The sequence below is a fragment of the Pantoea sp. Morm genome, assembly GCF_016643525.1.
Taxonomy (GTDB): Bacteria; Pseudomonadota; Gammaproteobacteria; order Enterobacterales; family Enterobacteriaceae; genus Pantoea; species Pantoea dispersa.
Map to the genome: position 1 here is coordinate 1 of NZ_VOQX01000073.1, position 21953 is coordinate 21953.

At 51.3% G+C, this 21953-nt stretch carries 16 protein-coding genes and 2 pseudogenes; 14 read left to right on the forward strand and 4 right to left on the reverse strand.

The genetic code is table 11. The features are described 5' to 3' along the window. From FT726_RS20455 to FT726_RS20475, 5 genes and pseudogenes are all read left to right on the forward strand, one after another. Nucleotides 1-399, forward strand: a pseudogene (locus FT726_RS20455) (ABC transporter substrate-binding protein); the annotation flags it as partial. A gap of 150 nt (nucleotides 400-549) precedes the next feature. Next, on the forward strand, nucleotides 550-738 hold the full coding sequence (locus tag FT726_RS20460; RefSeq protein ID WP_166932665.1) for a YjfB family protein: 189 nt from the start codon (nucleotides 550-552) through the stop codon (nucleotides 736-738). A gap of 103 nt (nucleotides 739-841) precedes the next feature. Then, nucleotides 842-1720, forward strand: coding sequence for a permease (locus FT726_RS20465; RefSeq protein ID WP_346303342.1), 879 nt, complete (start codon nucleotides 842-844; stop codon nucleotides 1718-1720). Nucleotides 1721-1841: 121 nt separating this feature from the next. After that, on the forward strand, nucleotides 1842-2261 hold the full coding sequence (locus tag FT726_RS20470; RefSeq protein WP_346303343.1) for a VOC family protein: 420 nt from the start codon (nucleotides 1842-1844) through the stop codon (nucleotides 2259-2261). 159 nt (nucleotides 2262-2420) lie between these two features. Beyond that, nucleotides 2421-2905, forward strand: a pseudogene (locus FT726_RS20475) (GNAT family N-acetyltransferase). 1536 nt (nucleotides 2906-4441) lie between these two features. Here the strand turns inward: FT726_RS20475 and FT726_RS20480 are convergent. Beyond that, a complete protein-coding gene (locus FT726_RS20480) occupies nucleotides 4442-6403 on the reverse strand; it encodes a sigma-54-dependent Fis family transcriptional regulator (protein WP_407075080.1) in 1962 nt (653 codons plus the stop codon). A 186-nt stretch (nucleotides 6404-6589) separates the two neighbouring features. On the opposite strand from FT726_RS20480, the gene FT726_RS20485 reads away from it, so the two are divergent. From FT726_RS20485 to FT726_RS20500, 4 genes are all read left to right on the forward strand, one after another. After that, on the forward strand, nucleotides 6590-8038 hold the full coding sequence (locus FT726_RS20485) for a sugar porter family MFS transporter (RefSeq protein WP_346303344.1): 1449 nt from the start codon (nucleotides 6590-6592) through the stop codon (nucleotides 8036-8038). A 15-nt stretch (nucleotides 8039-8053) separates the two neighbouring features. Beyond that, nucleotides 8054-9067, forward strand: a complete 1014-nt coding sequence (locus FT726_RS20490) for a Gfo/Idh/MocA family oxidoreductase (protein ID WP_346303345.1) — start codon at nucleotides 8054-8056, stop codon at nucleotides 9065-9067. Further along, on the forward strand, nucleotides 9067-9846 hold the full coding sequence (locus FT726_RS20495; RefSeq protein WP_346303346.1) for a TIM barrel protein: 780 nt from the start codon (nucleotides 9067-9069) through the stop codon (nucleotides 9844-9846). The genes FT726_RS20490 and FT726_RS20495 overlap by 1 nt, the downstream gene beginning before the upstream one ends. Nucleotides 9847-9933: 87 nt before the next feature. Further along, entirely contained in the window at nucleotides 9934-10851 is a 918-nt protein-coding gene (locus FT726_RS20500; protein ID WP_346303347.1) for a substrate-binding domain-containing protein, read from the forward strand. Nucleotides 10852-11722: 871 nt separating this feature from the next. Here FT726_RS20500 and FT726_RS20505 read toward each other — a convergent pair. The 3 genes from FT726_RS20505 to FT726_RS20515 all read right to left on the reverse strand — a co-directional run bounded on the left by FT726_RS20505 (nucleotide 11723) and on the right by FT726_RS20515 (nucleotide 14635). Further along, nucleotides 11723-12508, reverse strand: coding sequence for an SDR family oxidoreductase (locus FT726_RS20505; RefSeq protein WP_346303348.1), 786 nt, complete (start codon nucleotides 12506-12508; stop codon nucleotides 11723-11725). A 112-nt stretch (nucleotides 12509-12620) separates the two neighbouring features. After that, nucleotides 12621-13064, reverse strand: coding sequence for a hypothetical protein (locus tag FT726_RS20510; RefSeq protein ID WP_346303349.1), 444 nt, complete (start codon nucleotides 13062-13064; stop codon nucleotides 12621-12623). 140 nt (nucleotides 13065-13204) lie between these two features. Then, nucleotides 13205-14635 (reverse strand): efflux transporter outer membrane subunit, encoded by a 1431-nt coding sequence (locus tag FT726_RS20515; RefSeq protein WP_346303355.1) that lies wholly within the window; start codon nucleotides 14633-14635, stop codon nucleotides 13205-13207. Nucleotides 14636-14752: 117 nt separating this feature from the next. On the opposite strand from FT726_RS20515, the gene FT726_RS20520 reads away from it, so the two are divergent. From FT726_RS20520 to FT726_RS20540, 5 genes are all read left to right on the forward strand, one after another. Then, on the forward strand, nucleotides 14753-15367 hold the full coding sequence (locus FT726_RS20520; RefSeq protein ID WP_238561321.1) for a TetR/AcrR family transcriptional regulator: 615 nt from the start codon (nucleotides 14753-14755) through the stop codon (nucleotides 15365-15367). Nucleotides 15368-15442: 75 nt separating this feature from the next. Beyond that, on the forward strand, nucleotides 15443-16558 hold the full coding sequence (locus FT726_RS20525; protein WP_346303350.1) for an efflux RND transporter periplasmic adaptor subunit: 1116 nt from the start codon (nucleotides 15443-15445) through the stop codon (nucleotides 16556-16558). Continuing rightward, on the forward strand, nucleotides 16551-19640 hold the full coding sequence (locus FT726_RS20530; RefSeq protein ID WP_346303351.1) for an efflux RND transporter permease subunit: 3090 nt from the start codon (nucleotides 16551-16553) through the stop codon (nucleotides 19638-19640). The genes FT726_RS20525 and FT726_RS20530 overlap by 8 nt, the downstream gene beginning before the upstream one ends. Nucleotides 19641-19722: 82 nt before the next feature. Next, nucleotides 19723-21009: a beta-ketoacyl-ACP synthase II gene (gene fabF, locus FT726_RS20535; RefSeq protein WP_346303352.1), complete on the forward strand. Its 1287-nt coding sequence runs from the start codon at nucleotides 19723-19725 to the stop codon at nucleotides 21007-21009. 11 nt (nucleotides 21010-21020) lie between these two features. Continuing rightward, nucleotides 21021-21344 carry a hypothetical protein gene (locus FT726_RS20540; protein WP_346303353.1) on the forward strand — a complete coding sequence of 108 codons (324 nt, stop codon included), beginning with the start codon at nucleotides 21021-21023 and terminating at the stop codon, nucleotides 21342-21344. Nucleotides 21345-21953 lie beyond the last annotated feature (609 nt).

Below are 21953 nucleotides of genomic sequence, written 5' to 3' on the forward strand. Positions count from 1 at the left end.
GAACCCTTTGTCACCAGTTCGAAAGTCGAGCAGCACACGCGCGTGCTGGTGAGCGGCAAAGGTCTCGCCAGTTATCAGCGCTACTATTTGGTGTCGACGCCTTATGCGCAGAAGCATCCTGAGGTGCTGGGCATTGTGTATAAGACGCTGGACCAGGAAGCTCAATGGTTGAAAGCACATCCAGCGGATGCAGCAAAGATTCTCTCTCCATTGTGGGGTAATTTGCCGTTGGCAACGGTTGAACAAGCGAACCAGCAACGCAGCTATCAGATCGAGCCAGTGAACAAGAGCGATTTGGCTGAGCAGCAGAAGATTGCAGATGCGTTTTATCAGGCGAAGCTGCTGCCGAAAGCGATTGATGCGCAGGATGTGGGCACCTGGCAGCCGCAGGCGAAATAGCCGACCTGCCAGAGAATAATCTGATTAAGCCGGTTGGCGTCGGAGATCTCCGAAGATAGCAGTGAAGCTTTGACCTTGGATGCCGATAGACGTATCAGGCTTACTCAAAGCCGTTTCCGCCCCCCATTAGTCGTTTTAAAGGAGAGCAAGATGGATGTATCACAGATTACTTCACTGGCTATCGGTCTGGCTAATATGGACCTCAGCAGTAAGGTGAGCACAATGGTACTGAAAAAGTCCCTGGATAATCAGCAGTCAATGGCAGCTGGAATTCTTAATTCGATTCCGCAACTGCCGGCGAATCCCGCTGTTGGCCGCAACATCAATACCACCGCATAAACTCACGCTGCATCGTTGCACTCACTGAGCGACCTCTGATAGCGTGTATTTTTAACCACTCCCTACTTCAGGGAGTGGCCGACACGCTAATCAGGGATGTTTCGTGACGATTTTCTTTCCGCTTATCTATCTGTTTGCCGGATGGTTGCTGGGTAAAACTGCCTGGGATTGCAAAACGGCTGCGTCATGGATATTGACGCGCATCGCTATTCCCATCGTGATCATTTTTAATATATCGACCCGCTTTCACAGCATGAGCACCATTATTGTCGCCACTGCGATATGCATGATGGTGCTGTTGCTGGCAGGCCGCTATGTTTTTGCTGACCCAATAAAAAACCTGTGTTTCAGCTATCTTAATATCGGCTGGCTGGGTCTGCCCGTCGCCAGCGTGCTATTCGGCAATGATGCTGCGACCATTATTATTGCCGCCTATGTCGGCAGCTCAATTGTCGGAAACTCGCTGGGCGCAGGCATGCTCTCCGGCGAGAAATTTAATCCAATCACGTTGATGCGCACCCCGCCCGTTATCGCACTGGTGATCGGCGCAGCATTGATTCCGCTGAGTGATTCGGTGGCTCTTCACTTTGATAGCCTGTATCAAATTGCCAAATTTATGATGAGTTTTCTTGGCATGGCCGTTTTAGGGATTTGGCTTTCAAAGACGACAATATCGATGCGCGATTTTCGACTCGAACTGCGTCCGTTTCTCACTCGCTCAGTGGTTTTCGCTGTGCTGATTTCTTTGCTGCTGCTAATAGCCGATCAGTTCAACGCGCCACTTATTACGCAAAATCCGGCAACACTGTATCTTTTATGCCTGCTTCCCCCGGCAGCGAATATTATCGTGCTGGAGACGCATTACCTGGGCACTGGAAATTCAGCGCGGGCGATTTCATGTGGGACTTGTATCAGTATCGTGGCGATAGCGATCTATTCGGCTGCTGTTTTGGGTGGCAGAGCGTTAGGGATATGGGGTTGAAGAGATGTTTAAGCGGGTTAACCTGATGCTCTTTAGACACTCATTTATCGTTTGTCGCGACATGTGCGAACAGGTTGCGCGGCATCAGCTTTAGGTCGTGCTATTTAAAAGGACATAAGCAATGACAGTTCAGCATGAGCCCTACTGGAACCGGATGGTGCCCGAACTGACCGTAACGGACTTCACTGCCTCACTGCATTTTTACACTGATGTATTGGGATTCCAGATTATGGTCAGACGAAGCGATCCCGAATTTGCTTACATCAACCTCGGCGAAGCACAGCTCATGCTTGAGCAGTTTCACGCAGAAGGCTGGAATACCGCAGAACTTGTCAAACCACTGGGGCGCGGCGTGAATTTCCAGATAGAAGTGGATGATATTGCGTGTGTGCTGGCGCGGGTGAGGAAATATGGCGTGTCGCTGTATCGGGATCTGCGTGAAAACACCTATCGGATCGGAGAAACTACGGCTTGCCAGAGAGAGTTTCTTGTTCAGGATCCGGATGGCTACCTTTTGCGTTTTTGCCAGTTTGTTGAGTGAGGTGGATTGTTGATGTTGGGGGCGGTTTTTTGAGTGATGGCTTCCTGGGGTTAGGGGCTGCTTTGAGCGAGGAACAGACATTACACCCTCGAAATAGCTTGGAAACAGTATTGTACCATCACCCGTTTTGGTCTGATGCTTTCCTTAGCAGGATGCTTTATGTTGGTCACACTCATCCTGCAGGGTATAACCATGATAACAGTAGAGAAATCAGATCCATTTTCTTCAGAATCCCATCACCTAATCGAATTGCTGTCAGCAGAACTTGCCGCTATTACTGGTGATAACGGCAAAAGCCATTTCACCGCTAAAGCAATGAGTGATGACAAAGCCTTAAGGCATTAGCAAAGAACCCTCAAGGCAAAGCGATAGGATGCGGAGCTATACGGCCATTAACGCAAAATATAGCCGAGCTAAAAAGAATGTTTTCAGACCGAAGTGTGCCAGGGGTTGGTGGTGCTTTACTTATTTTCCTTGAAGAATCTGCAAAAGAGATGGGATATATCGAGCTTAGGCTGGAAACACGGCACATCAACTATCGGGCCGTAAATTTCTACAAAAAAAATGGCTATGTCCGTATTGAAAATTATGGTCCATATATTGGTAGGACCGAAGCTGTCTGTTTTTCAAAGGCATTGCGCTGATTGTATTAATCGACTCTAACATCCGCTCCTGGCACAAAGCGGACACCCGACATGAGCTTTCAGTGCGAACAGTAATGCTGGGTCTGCCACAATTAAGCAAGCAGCCACTACCTTCCTTTCCCCCTCGCTTTCCAGCAACAAAGAATTGCGATGTTTGGTTTGCATCGCTGATTTAAACCACTCGAGGCTGCCGAGCTGCCAACCCTACCGGCACAGCTCATAACCATCAGAACGTTTCGAATGAATAAGCACTGCCTAGAGAAAACAGCCTTACCGAAATGCCACGTAAACTGTTGTTTATTACATTCTTCGTCACTTTTGTCATCCTGGTTATGCTTTACCTGAAACTCTGTTCACCTAGCAGCCCTAAGGCGCTGACGCCCTGTGATTCTTCGATTTCACCTATCTGCTTATGGTGGTGTTATAAAATCCCCATGTCCTCGGAGATTTTTAAAATGCACCAGCGAAAGGCACCACAAGTGATTTAAATTTGACCAGGCAGCTCAACCTGGCAGGTGAAAACCAATTTTATTATTTAATTTCATAAGTTTACAAACTGGTCTAATGACACCCCTGAAAAAAAAGTGTACAGGTCATCTTGAAAATTAATCATCATTATCAATAACTTAAGTGACCTGCCGCCGCCACCATGAAAATGCAAAAATCAGCCGTTTTCCGCGGGGCCGCCGCCTCGTGGACAGGGTACCCCGCCGGAAGGACCCGCTCATTTTTCACCGTCCTGCCGGCCACAGTGACTGACCATCAACAGGCTGATGGTCGGTTTAGGAAAAAGAAGTCAGGCCCAAAAGGGTTTTACCCAAAATTTGTGCAAAACCTTCAGGCTGTTGCAATGACTTCTCAGTAAGGGCTACCATTCAAACACAGTCTAAGCCCTACAATTTGCTCGGGACCGTCACTTTGTCTTCGCCTGCGAGAGATGGCATCCAGATGATTAATGAATAACTTACTGATTTTATTACGAGTGGTCACAGTGACCACCCGCGTCCCACTCTTAATTCAGCCCCCAGTTTGAGGTACGCCGGCTATTCGGCCAGGCACAGACTACGTAAGCTGTTATTTATTCCATACATCCTCATCAGAGGATGGAGGCCATGCTCTTTTTAAAATCATCTTTATGACGATTGTGATGTCCGATACTTCCCCGGCGCTCAGCCAGCATCGGGCCGGTTAACTGCTCAGAAGTCGATAATTTTGTCTAAATAAGGTTTTACCCAAAAAGTGTAAAACCCCAGGCAGCGGGATAGCCTCTCATTTTGCTAATCCTCAACTGGAACTTAAGTCATTGATTTTGCATTCGCCGTCACTTTGTCCACTTTATGAAGAGAGCGCAGTCAGGTTGATTGATGAATAAATAGCATCCTGATTTATTGCTGGGGCCAGCTTTAACCTGCCGCGTCCTTACATTAAATAAGGGGGCTCCGTTTGAGGACCGGCCGACACTTAAATCAGTCACAAAGTCGTTAGCTATTGTTTATCACCTCCATCCTCGCTTTGGGAGGCGGTCAACCGTAACAGTCAGGAAGAATTTTTTCTAAAAGCGCGATAATCGATTTTCCATGCATTAAGCTTATTGTATAAAGCCGTTCTGGATATCCCCAGCAGCTGTGCAGACTGACGCAAATTCCCGTGCTGTGCACTCAAAACCTGTAAGATATGCATTCTTTCAAGATCCTGAAGCGAGTTCCGAATATCCCCTGACACTTCGCTGGACAGGTCTTCCTGAAGCGATTCTGGCAAATCGACAAGCCCGACATTTAATCCTTCGTTCAGGTTAATAACACGCTCAATCACATTTTCCAGCTCACGTACGTTACCTGGCCATTCCCAGGCTTGCAAACACGCCATCGCGTCTGGCGTGACCACAGGCGGAATACGCTTCAGGCGCGTGCAGAGCGCCTGTATGAAGGTATTGACCAGCTCAGGAATGTCTTCACGACGATCACGCAGCGGTGGGATCTCCAGAGAAATGACATTTAACCGGTAGTAAAGATCGCGACGAAACGCCCCTTTTTCCACGGCGTCAAGCAGGTCACAATGGGTAGCGGCGATAATGCGCACATTTACTTTCACCGGGTGGGCCGCGCCGATGCGCAACACTTCACTCTCCTGCAGTACGCGCAGCAGACTGGTCTGCGCTTCAAGTGGCATTTCGCCAATCTCATCCAGAAACAGTGTTCCACCATCTGCCAGCTCAAATTTGCCCGCCGATCCGCCGCGCCGTGAACCGGTGAATGCGCCATCTGCATAACCAAACAATTCGCTTTGAACCAGATCACGCGGCAGGGCACCACAGTTGAGGGCAATGAATGCTTCCTGCTTACGCGGACTGGCATTGTGAATGGCTTGAGCAAAAAGTTCTTTACCGGTCCCGCTTTCGCCGTTCAGCAGTACTGTACTATCGCTGCGACTGCTGGCGCGCGCTTTCTGAATTGCCAGCTGCATCGGCGGTGCATTGCCGTGAATCATTTCAAAGGTATAGCTGGCGCTTACGCCCATCACCCGCCGTGTTATAGCGCGAATTCGCTGATTTTCACGCAGCGACAGAACACGTCCGCCATCTGGTGCCGGCATGATTGAGATCAAACATGAGAGCGGAGTAAAACCTTCCGGCGTAAACTGCAATTCGCGGTCATTACAAAACGGCATCATCATCAGTGATGCGCCCTGCGGTCGCAGAAGCTCGTCAATCGGCGTATCCTGTGGATCAAGTCCACTGAAAATTTGACGCGCGTAGCGGTTAATCGTTTTGATGCGACCCTGTTTATCACAGACGATGACCCCTTCATTCAGCGTCTCAAGAATGGACTGCTGTTCAGCCAGCAAACGCCGCAGTGTTAATTGCTGCCCTACTGCTTCCGCTGCTGCCTGTACTGTCCCAAGCGTATGTGCGTTGAAATTATCAGGCGTGGCGGTCAGGGTCAGCACGCCAATCAACTGGCCACTGGCATCGCGAACCGGCGCGGCTGCACATTGGCGATCGCGCCTGCGCAGATCGATTTTCCAGTTCTCACCACTCAGCACATACACCAGCCGCTGTTCAATAAGGCAGCGCGCAGTGCAGTTCGTTCCCAGCACATCCTCACGCAGGATGCTACCGACCGGCGTTAAATCCGCGCCGCAAAAATGCAGTGTCACACCCTGAGCATCGGTGAGGTTGATATGACCGTCCGGATTATAGGCGAGCAAATTTTCCATGATGCTCCGCGCAACCTGAATCAATTCGGCATTGTGTTCAAGAATGGCGAGCAGTTCCTCTTCTGGCGGCGACGTGTACACGAAACGTTGAGGATCAATTCCACGTTGCTTCGAGCGCTGCCACGACTGCAAAATGCTTCGGCGAAGCGAGTGTGGTTGTTCACCCTGCTGGAAGTGGTACCAACACTGCCACAGTAAAGCATCCCAGCTGACTACTTCGTCCCTCTTCGGCAGGCTGAAAATCGCATCACTCTCTTCTTTTAGTGGCTCTGTCCGCATCATCCGTTACTCCGGCAAAATTGAAATGTCCATTTTATGGACATGCCAAGTTGACATGTAAATTTTGTAGCCGCTTTGTGATCGCTCGCCGTGTTAGCGATCACAAATTTTGCCTTATTCGAGTTGGCATCTCCTTTGCAATGAGCAAAACAGCTTTATGAACCTCTTATTAAAGGGAAATAAGTTGTTATGCGGAAACATAATTTACGCCTGATCCTGTTTGTCTGCGCCATTGCCTCTCTGAGCGGTGTCATCCTTGGCTATGATGCGTCTGTCATATCCGGAGTGATCGATCCGCTGACGGAACATCTGTCACTCACCCCGTGGGAAAGCGGCTGGGCCGTTTCAAATGTGATTCTTGGCTGCATCGCGGGTGCCTGGGGCGTGGGCTATATCTCCGATCGGATTGGCCGAAAATCAACACTGATTATTACTGCCGGGCTGTTTGTTGTTTCTGCCTTAGGCTCTGCGCTGGCTAATGCCCTGACAGACTTTGTCATCTGGCGTTTAGTGGGCGGGCTGGCGGTGGGTATGGCATCGGCGATTACACCGTTATATATCGCTGAAGTCTCCCCTAAAGACTGGCGCGGGCGCATGCTGGGCCTGCAGCAGATACTGATGGTCGGTGGACAGGTGGCGGTGTATATCGTCAACTACCTGATCGCGCGTGGTATGTCCCACCAGTGGATTGTCAGCGAAGGCTGGCGCTGGATGCTGGCATCTGGCGTGGTGCCGTGCGCTCTGTTCCTGCTACTGGTGCCGTTTATGCCGGAATCACCGCGCTGGCTGGCGCTGAACGGCAAAACCGAGCGCGCCCGCCAGGTCCTGACTCGCCTGTCGAATGCGCAGCATGCCGAACGCCTGCTGCATGAGATCCTGACTTCCACACAGCACGGCGATTCTCATACCCAACAGAGCGGTATTCTGCGCGATGCACGGGCCCGCTATATCCTGTTAATCGGTTGTGCTATTGCCGTGCTGCAGCAAATCTCCGGAATCAACATCCTGCTCTATTACGCGCCGTCGCTGCTGCAAAACATCACCGGCAGTACTCAGGCTTCGCTGTTTCAGAGTATTTTCCTCGGCCTTGCGCTGCTGGCAGGTGTGGCGGTCTGCCTGAGCACGATCGATCGCCTCGGTCGCACGCCGCTGCTGCGCTGGGGAGCGCTGGGTTGTGCACTCTGCCTGGTGTTTACTGCATGGGCCTTTATCGCTCAGACAGGTGGTGTACTGCCGGTCATCGGACTGGTGGCATTCGTGCTGATCTTCGGACTGTCGTGGAGTCTCGGCGCATGGCTGCTGATTTCTGAAATCTTTCCCAACCGTATCCGTGCCGTTGCCATGGGCTTCGCTTTTGCCTCGATGTACCTGGCCAATTTTATCGTTACCCAGAGCTTCCCGATGATGAACCGTAGCCGCGTGCTGATGGAACACTTTCACGGTGCCTTCCCGCTGATGCTGTGTGCGTTGGGCTGCCTCGTCGCGTTCTGGTTTGTGCGCCGCTTTCTGCCGGAAACCCGGGGCGTGTCGCTTGAGCATATTGAGCCGCTGATGCTTTCCAAATCCCGTCGTTTTGCCGCTGAGGCGCAGCGATCTGATCAACACCCTTCCTCGTCCGTATGGGCGAAAGTGAAATAACCAGGAGTTTTTTTTATGAACCAGAAAACAGTGCGTGTAGGTTTAATCGGCGCCGGCCGTATGGGCAGCTTCCATGCTGAAAATCTAGCCTGTCGCGTGCCCGGTGCTACGCTGGCGGCGGTGGCCGACCCCTTCCCAGGCGCAGCGGAAAAGCTCGCTGCCCGGCTGGGCATCAGCAAAGCGTACAGCGATTTGCATGCGCTGCTGCAGGATGAGGAAATTGATGCCATCGCGATTGCTGCACCGGCGCGCACGCATGCTGAGTGGGTGATTGCTGCCGCTAATGCCGGTAAACACGTGTTCTGTGAAAAACCAATGGCGATCACGCTGGAGGAGGCCGATCGCGCAATCGCGGCAGCAAAACAGGCAGGCGTAGTGTTACAGGTGGGATTTAATCGCCGCTTTGATTCCGGTTTTGCCGCAGCTATCGCCTCGGTTAAAAACGGCGATAACGGCACCACGCAGCTCAGCCGTTCGGTGACGCGCGATCCGGGCCTGCACGATCCGGCAAAAATACCACAATGGACCATTTTTCTTGAAACGCTGATCCATGATTTCGATACCCTGCTGCACTTTAACCACGGCGCGAAGCCGGTTGAGGTATACGCGCTGGCCGACGCGCTGGTACGTCCGGACTTTAAAGATAAAGGGCTACTGGATACCTCGGTGGTAACGATCCGCTTTGATAACGGCGCTATCGCGATTGCCGAGGCGAACTTCCAGGCGGTGTATGGCTATGACGTGCGTGGTGAAGTATTTGGCAGCAAAGGCATGCTGCAGGCGGGACATATCAACGTCAATAATTGCGTGCGTTATACCGTCAGCGGTATTGCGGTTGAGACATCACGGATGGATTCAGATTTGCTACGCGAAGCCTATGTCGCGGAAATGGCCGAATTTGCCCGCTGCATCCGCAACGGTGAAACGCCGCGCGCCACCGGCGAAGACGCGCGTAATGCGCTGGAGATCGCGCTGGCCTGTATTGAATCCGTGCAGCGCAATCAGCCCGTTAAGCTGGGAGGTCGCTGATGGCCGGTTATCAACTCTCTGTCTGCGCGGAAATGGTGTTTATCGATTTGCCGTTTATTGAGCGCGTGCAACGTATTCACGCACTCGGTTTTGGCGTCGAAATCTGGGGTTGGGCCAACAAAGATATTGATGCGCTGGCGGCAACCGGCGCGCGCTTTACCTCTATGACCGGTTATCTGAGCGGTAATCTGACCGACGAGGCGGAAATTCAGGCGCTGCTGCAGAGCGCGGAAACTTCACTGGCGGTAGCGGCACGGCTGAACTGTCCGGTACTTAATCTGCATGGCACTGGCCTGGACGAACGCGGTTTGCCGGCCAAACCCGTCAGCACGGTGACCGGTGCCATGTGGCTGAAAGCGGCGGATACACTGCGGCGGGTGGCACAGCTCGGCGAACGGGCCGGGCGGGTGTTCACCCTCGAAAACCTTAATCTCCCAGTCGATCATCCCGGAACGCCATTTGCACTCGCAGCCGATACACTGGCGCTGGTTGAAGCGGTTAACAGCCCGGCGCTGAAGATGAATCTGGATCTCTATCATGCGCAAATTGGCGAAGGCAATCTGATTGAACTGCTGCGCCGCTGCGGTGCGGCGATTGGCGAGATCCAGGTTGCTGATGTGCCGGGCCGCCAGCAGCCGGGCACCGGTGAAATCAACTATCGCGCCATTGCACGGACGCTGCAGGAGATGAACTATTGCGGCACGGTCGCGATGGAGGGCTGGGCCAGCGGCGACAGTGCTATCGCGCTGCAGCAGTTCCGCGAGCACTTTACGGTGTAAACCTTTTCCGTCGGGTATTTGCCTGTTACCCGACGCTAAACAACTTCACTGAAAACAAGAACGTTCTTAACCCTACAGGAATACATCATGAACATCAGAAACCTTTTTCTCTGTCTCTGCTCGCTGGTAATCAGCGTGAGTGTCAGCGCGAAAACCTTTACCGTTGGCGTGGCGCTCGCTAACTTTGATCTCAACTTTGTTTCAATCCTGCGCACTCAGATGCAGCAGGAACTTAACGCGAGCCAGCTCAACGGGCAGTTTGTTGATGCTAAAGGCGATGTCGCGCTGCAGGTGCAGCAGGTAGATGATTTTATCAATCAAGGGATCGACGCCATTATCTTAAATCCGGTAGATACGCAGGGTGTCTTACCAATGATCAACGCGGCCAAAAGCGCTGGCATTCCGCTGGTTTTTGTTAACCGCAAGCCGGAAGTTAAGCTGCCCGCCAATATGGCCTATGTTGGGTCCGATTCGGCACTGGGCGGTGAAATGCAGATGGAGGCGCTGGCGAAGAAGATGAATTACAAAGGCAACGTGGCTATTTTGATGGGGGCCCTTTCGAATGAGGAAGCCCGTGAGCGCACCCGCGCAGTGGAGGCGGTTATCGGCAAATATAAAGATATGAAAGTCATCGAGAAGCAGACGGCAAAATGGCAGCGCAACGAAGCGGTAGATGTGGTTTCAGGCTGGCTGTTGAACCAGCGACCGATTGACGCCATAGCGGCAAATAACGACGAGATGGCAATCGGTGCGATCATGGCGTTAAGCCAGGCGAAAAACGAGAAGATTCTTGTGGCTGGCATTGATGGTACCCCTGATGGTCAGCAGTTTATCAAAAACGGCAAAATGACACTGACCATTTTCCAGGATGCAAGAGGACAGGCCACGGGGGCGGTTAGGGTGACTAAGGCGCTGCTGGACAAGCAAAAGGTTCAGACGCTTAACTGGATACCCTACCAGCTTATTACCCCTGAAAACTATCAAGCATTCTCTGATAAAAATTAATTGCATCTGTTGAAGAAGCTGATTTTATCATCACTCATTCTGAGAGGTGTTCACAAATCACATCCTGAAAGAAGGCGCACGGAAAGAAGACTATCCGGAAGAAGCATCCAGAGGCTTACTCATTAACCTGAATCCTGGATTATTTATCTTGACAACAATCCAGCCGAAGGCGTTTAAAAGGAGATAGCCTGAGAGCTCGTAATTCATACAATCGGATTTGATTAATCAGGCACATACAATGTGACAAGCATAACTGAATTGCCAATATTTTGAGAGATTAGACAGCACTTTTGCCATTCTCTAAGTAAAATCATTCTGGCAGAGAGTGACATCTTTAACTTAGTCGTTTTTTCTGAAGCTGAAAAGGGAGTTGTCCCTTTATGACTGGAATAATGATGAGTTTTTCGCAATAAATGTTCAAGCGCTGGTTGATCTCGCAAAAAGTGACAGGCCGCCTGTGGGCGGCTTATTTTAAGGAAAGCCTTGTCTGAAAAGAGGGGAGATATCTCGCTTATCTTTCAACTTGCATTATTTTGAATGTATCAGTAAATCCCCACTTAAATGCCGTGGATTCATGTTTTTATACTTCATTAAACTATGTAGAATTTATTAAATATCTGAGATGAACAATCCAACCTGCGTTAGATTACTAGAGTTAATTTTTATTTCGTTTGAGGTGGTCATACTGACCACCAGCATGAAATCAACCGTGTTCTGATCAAACTGCGAATGTATATTGAGCACACTTAAATTATAAAAAGATATTGCAATATGGCTCAGAGTTTACCTTAAAGTTCATGTTAAGATCATTTTTAATATGCTCAGGCCATAAATTGCGCGCTTACGCTATGACACGCTCTGAATTCAGACTTTATACACCCATCACCCGCTCCATCATACCCTGATGTATCCAGCGTGGCGTTGCCCAGGTTAAGAAGGTGATTGCTTTATTACCCATTCCCGGCACAACACTCATCTTTCCGGCTTCAAGAGCACGAATACCGGCTTTGACGACGGGTGCAGGCTTCATCATGGCGCTTTTGAGCATGGGGGTGAGCTTTTGCTGAGCAGTCTCAGCAAACCCTGTGTCAGACATGCCAGGGCACAGAGCTGTAACGGTGATACCGTCTGGCTTTAGTTCGCGGTGAAGGGCATCCGACAACCGTAGCACAACCGCTTTAGCTGCTGAATAAATGGCAAAATTTTTCACTCCCTGATAGGAAAGCAGGCTGGCAACCATCAGAATACGCCCTTTTCCGGCATGCTTCATATCTGCTGCAAATAACCGGGTTACCGCAGTCAGGCTGGCAATATCGAGGTTGATTATACTCAGTGATTCATCAAGAGAATGATCAAGAAACCGTCCCTGTAACCCGTAGCCTGCGTTGTTTATCAGAGTCTCAACCTGAATATTCCGTGCCATTAAACGCTGATGAAGATCCCTGACTGCATCCATATCAGAAAGGTCAACCTGCTCAACAATGACATCAGTATCATAACGCTCACGGATTTCCTGCGCCAGGGATTCAAGTTTATCGAGTCTTCGTGCTACCAGAATGACCGATCTTCCCTGAGCGGCGAACTGGCGGGCAAATTCTTCTCCAAACCCTCCGGAAGCCCCGGTGATCATTACCCATTCTACACTTGTATTTTTCATATTGATAACTCCAGGAGTCATTATGTTATTAAAAAATATTGACCTGAGAAATAAAAAAGATAGCAATTTTTTCTTACTGAGGATTTATTAACTAATTAAAAAGGATCAACATTTAAGAGGTGTTTTTTTCAGTCAATTGCAACATGAAATCAAGCTGAATTTCGCTTGTTACTGTCAGGAATCCAGCCCGCCAAAGAAAATCGTCCAAATGTTGTTTATGGTCAGTAAGAACCAGCCTTGGCTTGATGTTTTCTGCCTGGATCATCATTGCCATCCTCACGCAATCTGGATGTCGAAGAAAAAGCCGTAAGTGCTGTACTGAAATTTCCGGGATTAGCGAAATAACAGTATGACAAGAAGTCAGATGCAGGCTCTGAAATATCAAACTTAAATCACAGCGACAGGGACTAAGGATAATTATCTCTGCATCCTCTGAAACAGACTGGTAATTATCCAGGCTCCAGCAAGGAAATGCAGTTGCCAGTTTCTGAACGCGACTGCAGCCGGAAGGGTAAAGAAACACCTGCGTTTCAGGCATGGCACGAAAAATTGCCATAATAATGCTATCAGATAATGAATTCAGACCTATAAATCCTATTCTGCACATATATCCCCCGGGCAACAGCCTCACATCGTTATATCGGTAAAAATTCTGCTTTTGATGCGGTCAAAGCTGGATGGCTATCCTTTCGAATATCAGGATGCGTTGTCGCTCATCTCAGGTGGCAGCCACCCTCCGCCAAGAGCCCGAAAAGCGGCTACCGCTGCACGCGCGCTTTCGGTCTGAGCCTGTGCTTTTGCATCTGAAGCCTTAAGAAGATTTTCATCATCATGTAAAACGTCAATCAGGCTTGCGGTACCCTGTTTCCATGCGATAAAAGACGACTGACGGGCATCAGACAGTGCGGTTACCCCTCTGGAAAGCGTGTTGGTTTGCAATTCCCTGTTGAGCAGAGACGAGAAAGCATTTTCAACCTCTTCACTGGCACGCAATACTTTCAGGCGATAAGCGGCAAGTGCTTCCGCTTCCCGCCCTTTCGCCTGGTCTATCTGCGCGTTAATACGACCGAAATCGAAAAGCCGCCAGCGCAGCCCCAGGACGCCTGCAGCCTGGCTGGCACCGTCGGAGAAAAGATTATCGCCTGATACAGACGTCGCGCTGCCGAGTAAGGCACTGAGGGTGAACTTCGGATAATACTCGCTCATGGCAACGCCTATACGCGCATTTGAGGCCGCAAGATTACGCTCGGCCACGATAATGTCAGGCCGGCGGCGTAACAGGTCGGCAGGTGTTCCTGTAGAAGTTAATTGTGGCGCTTGCGGAATGGCTGCCGGTAATGCCAGCTGCCTGCGGTGGGTACCCGGCGGCGTTCCAAGCATCACATCCAGCGCATTCATTGCGCTATCGAGTCCTGTCCGAAGAACCGGCACGGTTGCCTGTATCTGTGCCAGCGCTCCTTCCGCCTGACGAACCTGATACATGGGAACCAGTCCTTTGGTCTGAAGCAGCTTCACTTTTTCAATCAGCTCTCGCTGCGTTCGGACCTGTTTTTCCGCGATATCCAGCCTGGCCTGTAATCCACGCAGGGTAATATAAATATCAGCCGCCTGTGCAGCCACAGCAAGGCGGGTGGCGGCTACCCCCGCTTCAGAGGCCTGATAGTCAGCAAGAGCAGCCTCGCGACCGCGACGCAGACCGCCAAAAAGGTCAATCTCCCACCCTGCATTGAGATCGGCCTCATAGCTGTTACCGTAACGGTTGTAATCCGGTCTGGAACTGAGAACCTGCCCCAGGGGTGTTTCATCTGACTGATACGCACGTGTTCCCTGACCGCTGACGTTTGCTGACGGTAATAGTGCTGCTGAGGCCGCGCCCAGTCCGGCGCGTGACTGTGTCACCCGGGCTGTCGCCTGGGCAAGATCGAGATTCTGCGACAGAGCGTCCGTTACAAATTTACTCAGCAGGGGATCATTGAACCCTTCCCACCAGACGGCAAAATTGGCAGGTCGGGATACACTTCTGCTCAGGAGTGCAGATTCACCCATGTAACGCTTCGCTAGGGGGGCATCCGGGCGATGATAATCTGGTCCGACGGCGCAACCTGCCAGTAAACTGGTAATCAACATCACTGCAAAAGGGCGTGTGAGGAACAAGGAATATTCCTTGTGATAAATTAAGATTGTGACTAAATTACCAAATAGTCACTCGTTGTCAATCAGCGTTTGTTACGATAAGCTGGAAAAATGAATAAATACATCACTGCTCACCCTTCCCGGGGGCCTTCAGAACATATGATCCGTGACCAGGTGGTTGCAGCTGCGACGGAACACTTCGGGCACTTCGGTTATGAAAAAACTACGGTCTCCGATCTGGCAAAAGCCATAGGATTTTCTAAGGCCTATATATACAAATTTTTCGATTCTAAACAGGCAATTGGAGAGCAAATCTGCTCCAATCGTCTGAGTATGATAATGGAAATTGTCAACTCCGCAGTTGCCGGCTCCCCGACGGCATCTGAAAAGCTGAGACAGCTACTTAAAGCGCTGACAGAGTCCGGAAGTGATCTTTTCTTTCACGACCGCAAGCTCTATGACATAGCCGCCGTTGCCGCACGTGATAAATGGCCATCAGCTGCGGTGCATGAAGAGCGCATTCAGCAACTCATTGAAAAGATAATCATTGAAGGACGAAGTTCGGGAGAATTCGAGCGAAAAACGCCTCTTGACGAAGCAACTCAGGCTATTTTTCTGGTCATGAGACCTTACATCAGCCCGGTTCAGCTGCAGTACAACCTTGATTCTGCTGCATCCGCTGCAGCCCTACTTTCTTCACTCATATTACGAAGCCTTGCCCCCTGATGTTGTGACTATTGACATTTATGGTCACTAGAATAAAAATGCGGTTACTTTCCTTTTACTTTATTCAGGTAACCCATGTTCAGGATAAAACCTGTCACCCTGGCTGTATGCCTGTTGCCGTTGGCCTTGGTGGCCTGCGGTGACAATTCTGCTACCGATGATCCACGCACTCAGCCTCCCCTTGTAAGAGCTGTTAACGTGGGGGCGGCGAACGCTCTTTACCGTTCATTCACCGGCATTGTTGTTGCGCGTACCCAGAGTGACCTTGGCTTCAGGGTTCAGGGAAAAATTCTTGAACGCCTCGTTGACACAGGAGAAACGGTTAAACGTGGACAGCCGCTCATGCGCCTCGACCCTACTGATCTCAGTCTTCAGGCTCAGGCACAGCAGCAGGCGGTAACTGCCGCCCGCGCCCGCGCCCGGCAAGCTTCTCAGGATGAAGCGCGTTACCGCGGCCTTGTGGCAGCAGGCGCGGTTTCAGCATCAGCGTATGATCAGATTAAGGCCGCTGCAGATACTGCAAATGCCGATCTCAGCGCTGCACAGGCGCAAGCAAATGTTGCACAGAATGCCAGGAGCTATGCCGTACTTCTTGCTGACTCTGATGGCGTGGTAATGGATACGCTTGCTGAACCAGGCCAGGTAGTCAGCGCAGGCCAGCCGGTGATAAGGTTAGCCCGGGCGGGGCAGCGTGAAGCCCTTGTCCAGTTGCCTGAAACACTCAGGCCAGCTCCTGAAAGCCAGGCTGAAGCGACGCTATACGGCGATAAAGATCAGTTCGTAAATGCTCGGCTTCGCGTGCTTTCTGATGCAGCTGACCCATTAACACGTACCTTTGAAGCGCGTTATGTACTTGAAGGTGCGCTGGCCAGTGCGCCCTTGGGTGCGACGGTCACGCTGCGTATTGCTGACGAAAAAGCTTCCCGTAAGGTAATGGTCGTCCCCCTGACCGCCCTCATAGACAAGGGCAATGGCCCGGGAGTATGGGTTATTACCGGTCAGCCCGCCCGGGTATCCTGGCGGGCGGTACAGGCAGAGGGCCTGAGTGACGATATGGCAAAAGTCAGCAGTGGAATCAGTGCCGGCGATAAAGTGGTTGCGCTTGGAGCTCACCTGTTGCATGACGGCGAAACCGTCCGCATAGCGCTTCAGGGTGATGGCAGCATTGCCGGAGGCCAGCCTCATGAGTAACGCCCGTTTCAATCTCTCTGCGCTCGCCGTGCGGGAGCGTTCAATTACCTTATTCCTGATCATCCTTATCACGGTCGCGGGCATCCTCGCTTTTTTTGAGCTGGGTCGGGCAGAAGATCCGCCGTTTACAGTCAAACAGATGACGATCGTTACCGCGTGGCCGGGTGCGACGGCGCAGGAAATGCAGGACCAGGTTGCTGAACCGCTTGAAAAGCGCATGCAGGAGCTTAAGTGGTATGACCGGACCGAAACCTACACCCGCCCAGGAATGGCATTCAGCGTGCTCTGGCTGCAGGACAGTACACCTCCGTCGCAGGTGCAGGAAGAGTTTTATCAGGCTCGTAAGAAACTGAATGATGAAACTAAAAACCTGCCTGACGGCGTCATCGGACCTATGGTTAATGACGAATTTTCGGATGTCACATTTTCCCTTTTTGCTCTGAAAGCGAAAGGTGAACCTCAGCGTTTACTGGTGCGCGATGCAGAATCGCTGCGTCAGCGTCTGCTCCATGTGCCGGGTGTCAAAAAGGTCAACATCATTGGCGAGCAGACGGAACGCATTTTTGTCTCTTTTTCCCACGACAGGCTGGCCACACTTGGCGTTTCGGCCCAGGACATATTTTCAGCACTGAACAACCAGAATGTCCTGACGCCTGCGGGTTCAATTGACACTCAGGGACCTCAGGTATTTATCCGCCTTGACGGAGCTTTTAACAAACTGGAACAGATCCGCAAAACGCCTGTTGTCGTGAATGGTAGAACGCTGCAGCTGTCGGATATTGCTAACGTTGAACGGGGATATGAAGATCCTGCGACGTTTCTAATCCGGAATCAGGGAGAACCCACTCTTTTGCTGGGCATTATCATGCGGGAAGGGTGGAACGGACTGGAACTGGGCAGATCTCTTGATGCCGAGGCCGCCAGTATTAACGCATCAATGCCACTGGGAATGACACTGACGAAAGTCACCGATCAGTCGGTGAACATCAGCTCTGCAGTAGATGAATTTATGATCAAATTCTTTGTTGCGCTGCTGGTAGTGATGGTGGTCTGCTTCGTCAGCATGGGCTGGCGTGTAGGCGTAGTGGTTGCCGCTGCCGTACCGCTGACGCTGGCGGTCGTTTTCATCGTCATGGAGGCATCAGGTAAGAACTTCGACCGCATAACTCTGGGTTCACTGATTCTGGCGCTGGGACTGCTGGTGGATGACGCCATCATTGCGATTGAAATGATGGTTGTAAAAATGGAGGAGGGATACGATCGTATTAAAGCCTCAGCCTATGCCTGGAGCCATACTGCCGCCCCGATGCTGGCAGGAACCCTGGTTACGGCCGTGGGCTTTATGCCTAACGGCTTTGCGCAGTCTACCGCCGGTGAATATACGAGTAACATGTTCTGGATAGTCGGTATTGCGCTGATAGCCTCATGGGTAGTGGCCGTGGTGTTCACACCTTATCTGGGCGTGAAAATGCTGCCGGAAATCAAAACGATATCAGGTGGCCACGCCGCAATCTATGACACGCCGCGCTATAACCGTTTTCGCCGGTTACTGACTCGCGTTATCGCCCGGAAATGGATAGTTGCAGGAACGGTGATCATCGTCTTTACCATTGCCATTCTCGGCATGGGCGTTGTTAAGAAACAGTTCTTCCCGACATCCGATCGTCCTGAGGTGTTGATTGAGGTTCAGATGCCTTACGGCACTTCGATTGAACAGACCAGTGCAACCACGGCAAAAATCGAAGACTGGCTGAAAAAGCAGAAAGAGGCAAAAATTGTAACTTCCTACATCGGGCAGGGATCGTCCCGCTTCTACCTTGCAATGGCACCTGAGCTTCCCGATCCTTCATTTGCGAAGATTGTCGTCCTGACAGACAGCCAGGATGCCCGCGATATCCTCAAACATCGACTGCGTGAAGCCGCAGCCAGCGGGCTGGCTCCGGAAGCACGTGTTCGCGTAACACAACTGGTGTTTGGTCCGTACTCGCCTTATCCGGTGGCTTACCGGGGTATGGGACCTGATCCGGATAAATTGCGTGAGATAGCCAGTAAAGTAGAGGCGGTCATGCAGACCAGCCCCCTGATGAGGACCGTTAATACGGACTGGGGACAGCGCGTGCCGACGCTGCACTTTTCACTGAATCAGGATCGCCTTCAGGCTGTAGGACTGACATCGGGTGCCGTTTCGCAGCAACTCCAGTTCCTGCTCTCTGGCGTGCCCATTACGTCCGTTCGTGAAGATATCCGCTCCGTTCAGGTGATGGGGCGCGCAGCAGGCGATATCAGGCTCGACCCCGCCAAAATATCCGGATTTACGCTGGTGGGAGCGTCAGGCCAGCGCGTTCCGCTGTCTCAGATAGGTGATGTTGAAGTCAGAATGGAAGACCCCGTGCTGCGGCGTCGCGATAGGACCCCGACTATTACCGTAAGAGGCGACATTGCAGACAGCATGCAGCCGCCCGATGTTTCTATGGCGATTCTGAAACAGTTGCAGCCCGTTATCGCTAAGCTGCCGGCCGGTTACCGTATTGAGCAGGGAGGCCCTATCGAGGAGTCAGGTAAAGCAACAAAAGCAATGGCTCCGCTGTTCCCGATCATGATTGCCATCACGCTGCTAATCATCATTCTGCAAGTGCGCTCGATGTCGGCGATGGTGATGGTGTTTCTGACTGCACCGCTGGGGCTGATTGGCGTTGTACCGACCCTTTTACTTTTTGGTCAGCCGTTCGGGATAAATGCGCTGGTAGGGCTTATCGCGCTGTCGGGAATTCTGATGCGTAACACATTAATTCTGATAGGGCAGATCCATCACAATGAGCATGAAGGGCTGACACCATTTGAATCCGTTGTGGAAGCAACGGTTCAGCGCGCCCGACCCGTCTTACTGACGGCACTGGCCGCCATTCTGGCATTTATACCACTCACGCATTCTGTTTTCTGGGGAACCCTGGCTTACACGCTGATCGGCGGAACCTTCGCCGGCACTATCGTTACGTTGGTTTTCCTGCCTGCTATGTATGCCATATGGTTCAGGATTCATCCTGAAAATCAGAAGTATGCGGAAGCTAAAGCCGCAGAATAATCGTAAATCTCAGGGGGATACGTCTCCCTGTACGCTGGCTCAGGTCAGCACGCTGTGCAATCAAAAGCATGAGGTTTTCAGCATGAATCAGAATAACTCCGGGCGAATCGTCATCACCGGCTGCGGTATTGTCAGCCCCTTAGGATGTGGTACGGAGACCGTCTGGCGCAGACTTATTGAGGGCCGGTCGGGAATAACAATGCTTCCGCCTGAAATCAAAGAGGGCACAGGTATATCCGTTGCCGGAAGGGTTCCATCAATCGCAGAAGATCCTGAAGCCGGTTATGAGCCGGAACGTTACATCACCGCTAAAGAGCGCAAAAAAATGGACCGTTTCAGTGAGTTTGCTCTGATTGCAGCTCAGGAAGCCCTGACACAGGCGGGCTGGCAGCCGGATAATGAACACGCTCGTTCACGAACGGCAACAGTCATTGCCTCGGGGGTGGGAGGATTCGGTGCGATTGCCGATGCAGTGAGAACGACCGATACACGCGGACCTCGTCGTTTATCACCTTTTACGGCGCCCTCTTTTCTCGCCAACATGGCTGCCGGGCATGTCTCTATCCAGCATGGTTTCCGGGGACCTATCGGCGCGCCAATAACGGCATGCGCAGCAGGTGTACAGGCTATCGGTGATGCAGCGAGGTTGATTAAAGCAGGAGAAGCAGACATTGCGGTTTGCGGGGGTACAGAAGCCGCAATAGATCGCGTCACACTGGGATGTTTTGCTGCTGCCCGTGCACTGTCCACAAACAATGGTGACAAGCCTGGCGAAGCCTCAAAACCGTTTGACAAAGATCGGGATGGATTCGTGATGGCCGAAGGAGCCGGAATACTGGTCATCGAGTCTCTGGAGCATGCTCTAAAACGTGGTGCAACACCTTTGGCTGAGCTGGTGGGATATGGCACTAGCGCTGATGCATGGCATCTTACTGCCGGACCTGAAGATGGAAGCGGAGCCCGCAGATCCATTGAGCTTGCCCTGGCTCAGGCAGATGTGAGTGCCAATGATGTACAGCATATCAATGCTCATGCCACTTCAACAGGGGTTGGGGATAAAGGTGAGCTCTCGGCCATCCGTTCCGTATTTGGCAACTTCAGCAAAGTTGCCATCAGTTCTACCAAATCAGCTACCGGACATCTGCTGGGTGCGGCTGGCGGTATTGAGGCCATCTTTACCGTGCTGGCTCTGCGTGATCAGGTTATTCCGCCGACGCTGAATTTACACCATCCTGATGAAGCTGCTGAGGGGCTGGACCTGGTTGCGTTGAAGGCGCGTTATTCTTCCATCCGGCATGCGTTATCAAACGGATTCGGATTTGGTGGTGTGAATGCAAGCGTTCTCTTCCGACGATGGGAACTGGTTTGATGTAATATATAATGAAAATTGCCTATGTCCGCTTAAGTCACAAAGCGGACATTTTGCCTGAGCTTTCCTTTGTGAGCTTTAACGTCAGGCCAGCAATGTTTAAGCAAGCTGAAACTCCGCGCTTCCCTCACTTTTTACTCCTCACTTTTCCGGCAGCTGATAATTGTTATTTCTTCATCGTTGACTGTTACCATCCAGTGGTCTTCAAGCCTGGCCAGCCAGCGACTGAAGTGTTTGCTGAAGGTGCGGCTGGCGTAGCGTTAGGATTCCACACTGCAAGCGCATCAGCGCTACTTCTTAATTTAGTATCCAGAAAACGAATAAAGCCATTTTAAACAGATAGTTACTGGCTCATCGCTAACCCCCTATCCGCTTCAAATATCCGTCAGGCAATATTGTTGGGTCTGCTTACCCGGCCACTATAATGGCTGGTTTTGCGATGCAATTCTGGCTGTGCGCAAAGATGGCAAGCTTCAGGCTCAGCAAATGCATATCGCCGCTCAGGCTGAATAATGGTTAGAGGCTTTGCTCTCGTTGGTATAACCCTGATGCAGGCCAGCCAGTATCAGAGATATATAATCATCTTAACGCTTCACCTGAAACTCTGCTCACCTAGCAGCCCAAAGGCGCTGACGCCCTGTGATTCTTCGATTTCACCTGTCTGCTTATGGTGGTGTCATAAAATCCCCCTCTCCTATGCGATTTCAAAAATTCGCCAGTGAAAGGCACCACAAGTGATTTAAATTTAACCAGGCAGCTCAACCTGGCAGATGAAAACCAGTTTTATTCATTAATTTCATAGGCTTACCAACTGGTCTAATGACACCCCTGAAAAAAAAGTGTACAGGTGATCTTAACAATTAACCTTTATTATCAATAACTTAAGTGACCTGCCGCCGCCGCCATGAAAATGCAAAAATCAGCCGTTTTCCGCGGGGCCGCCG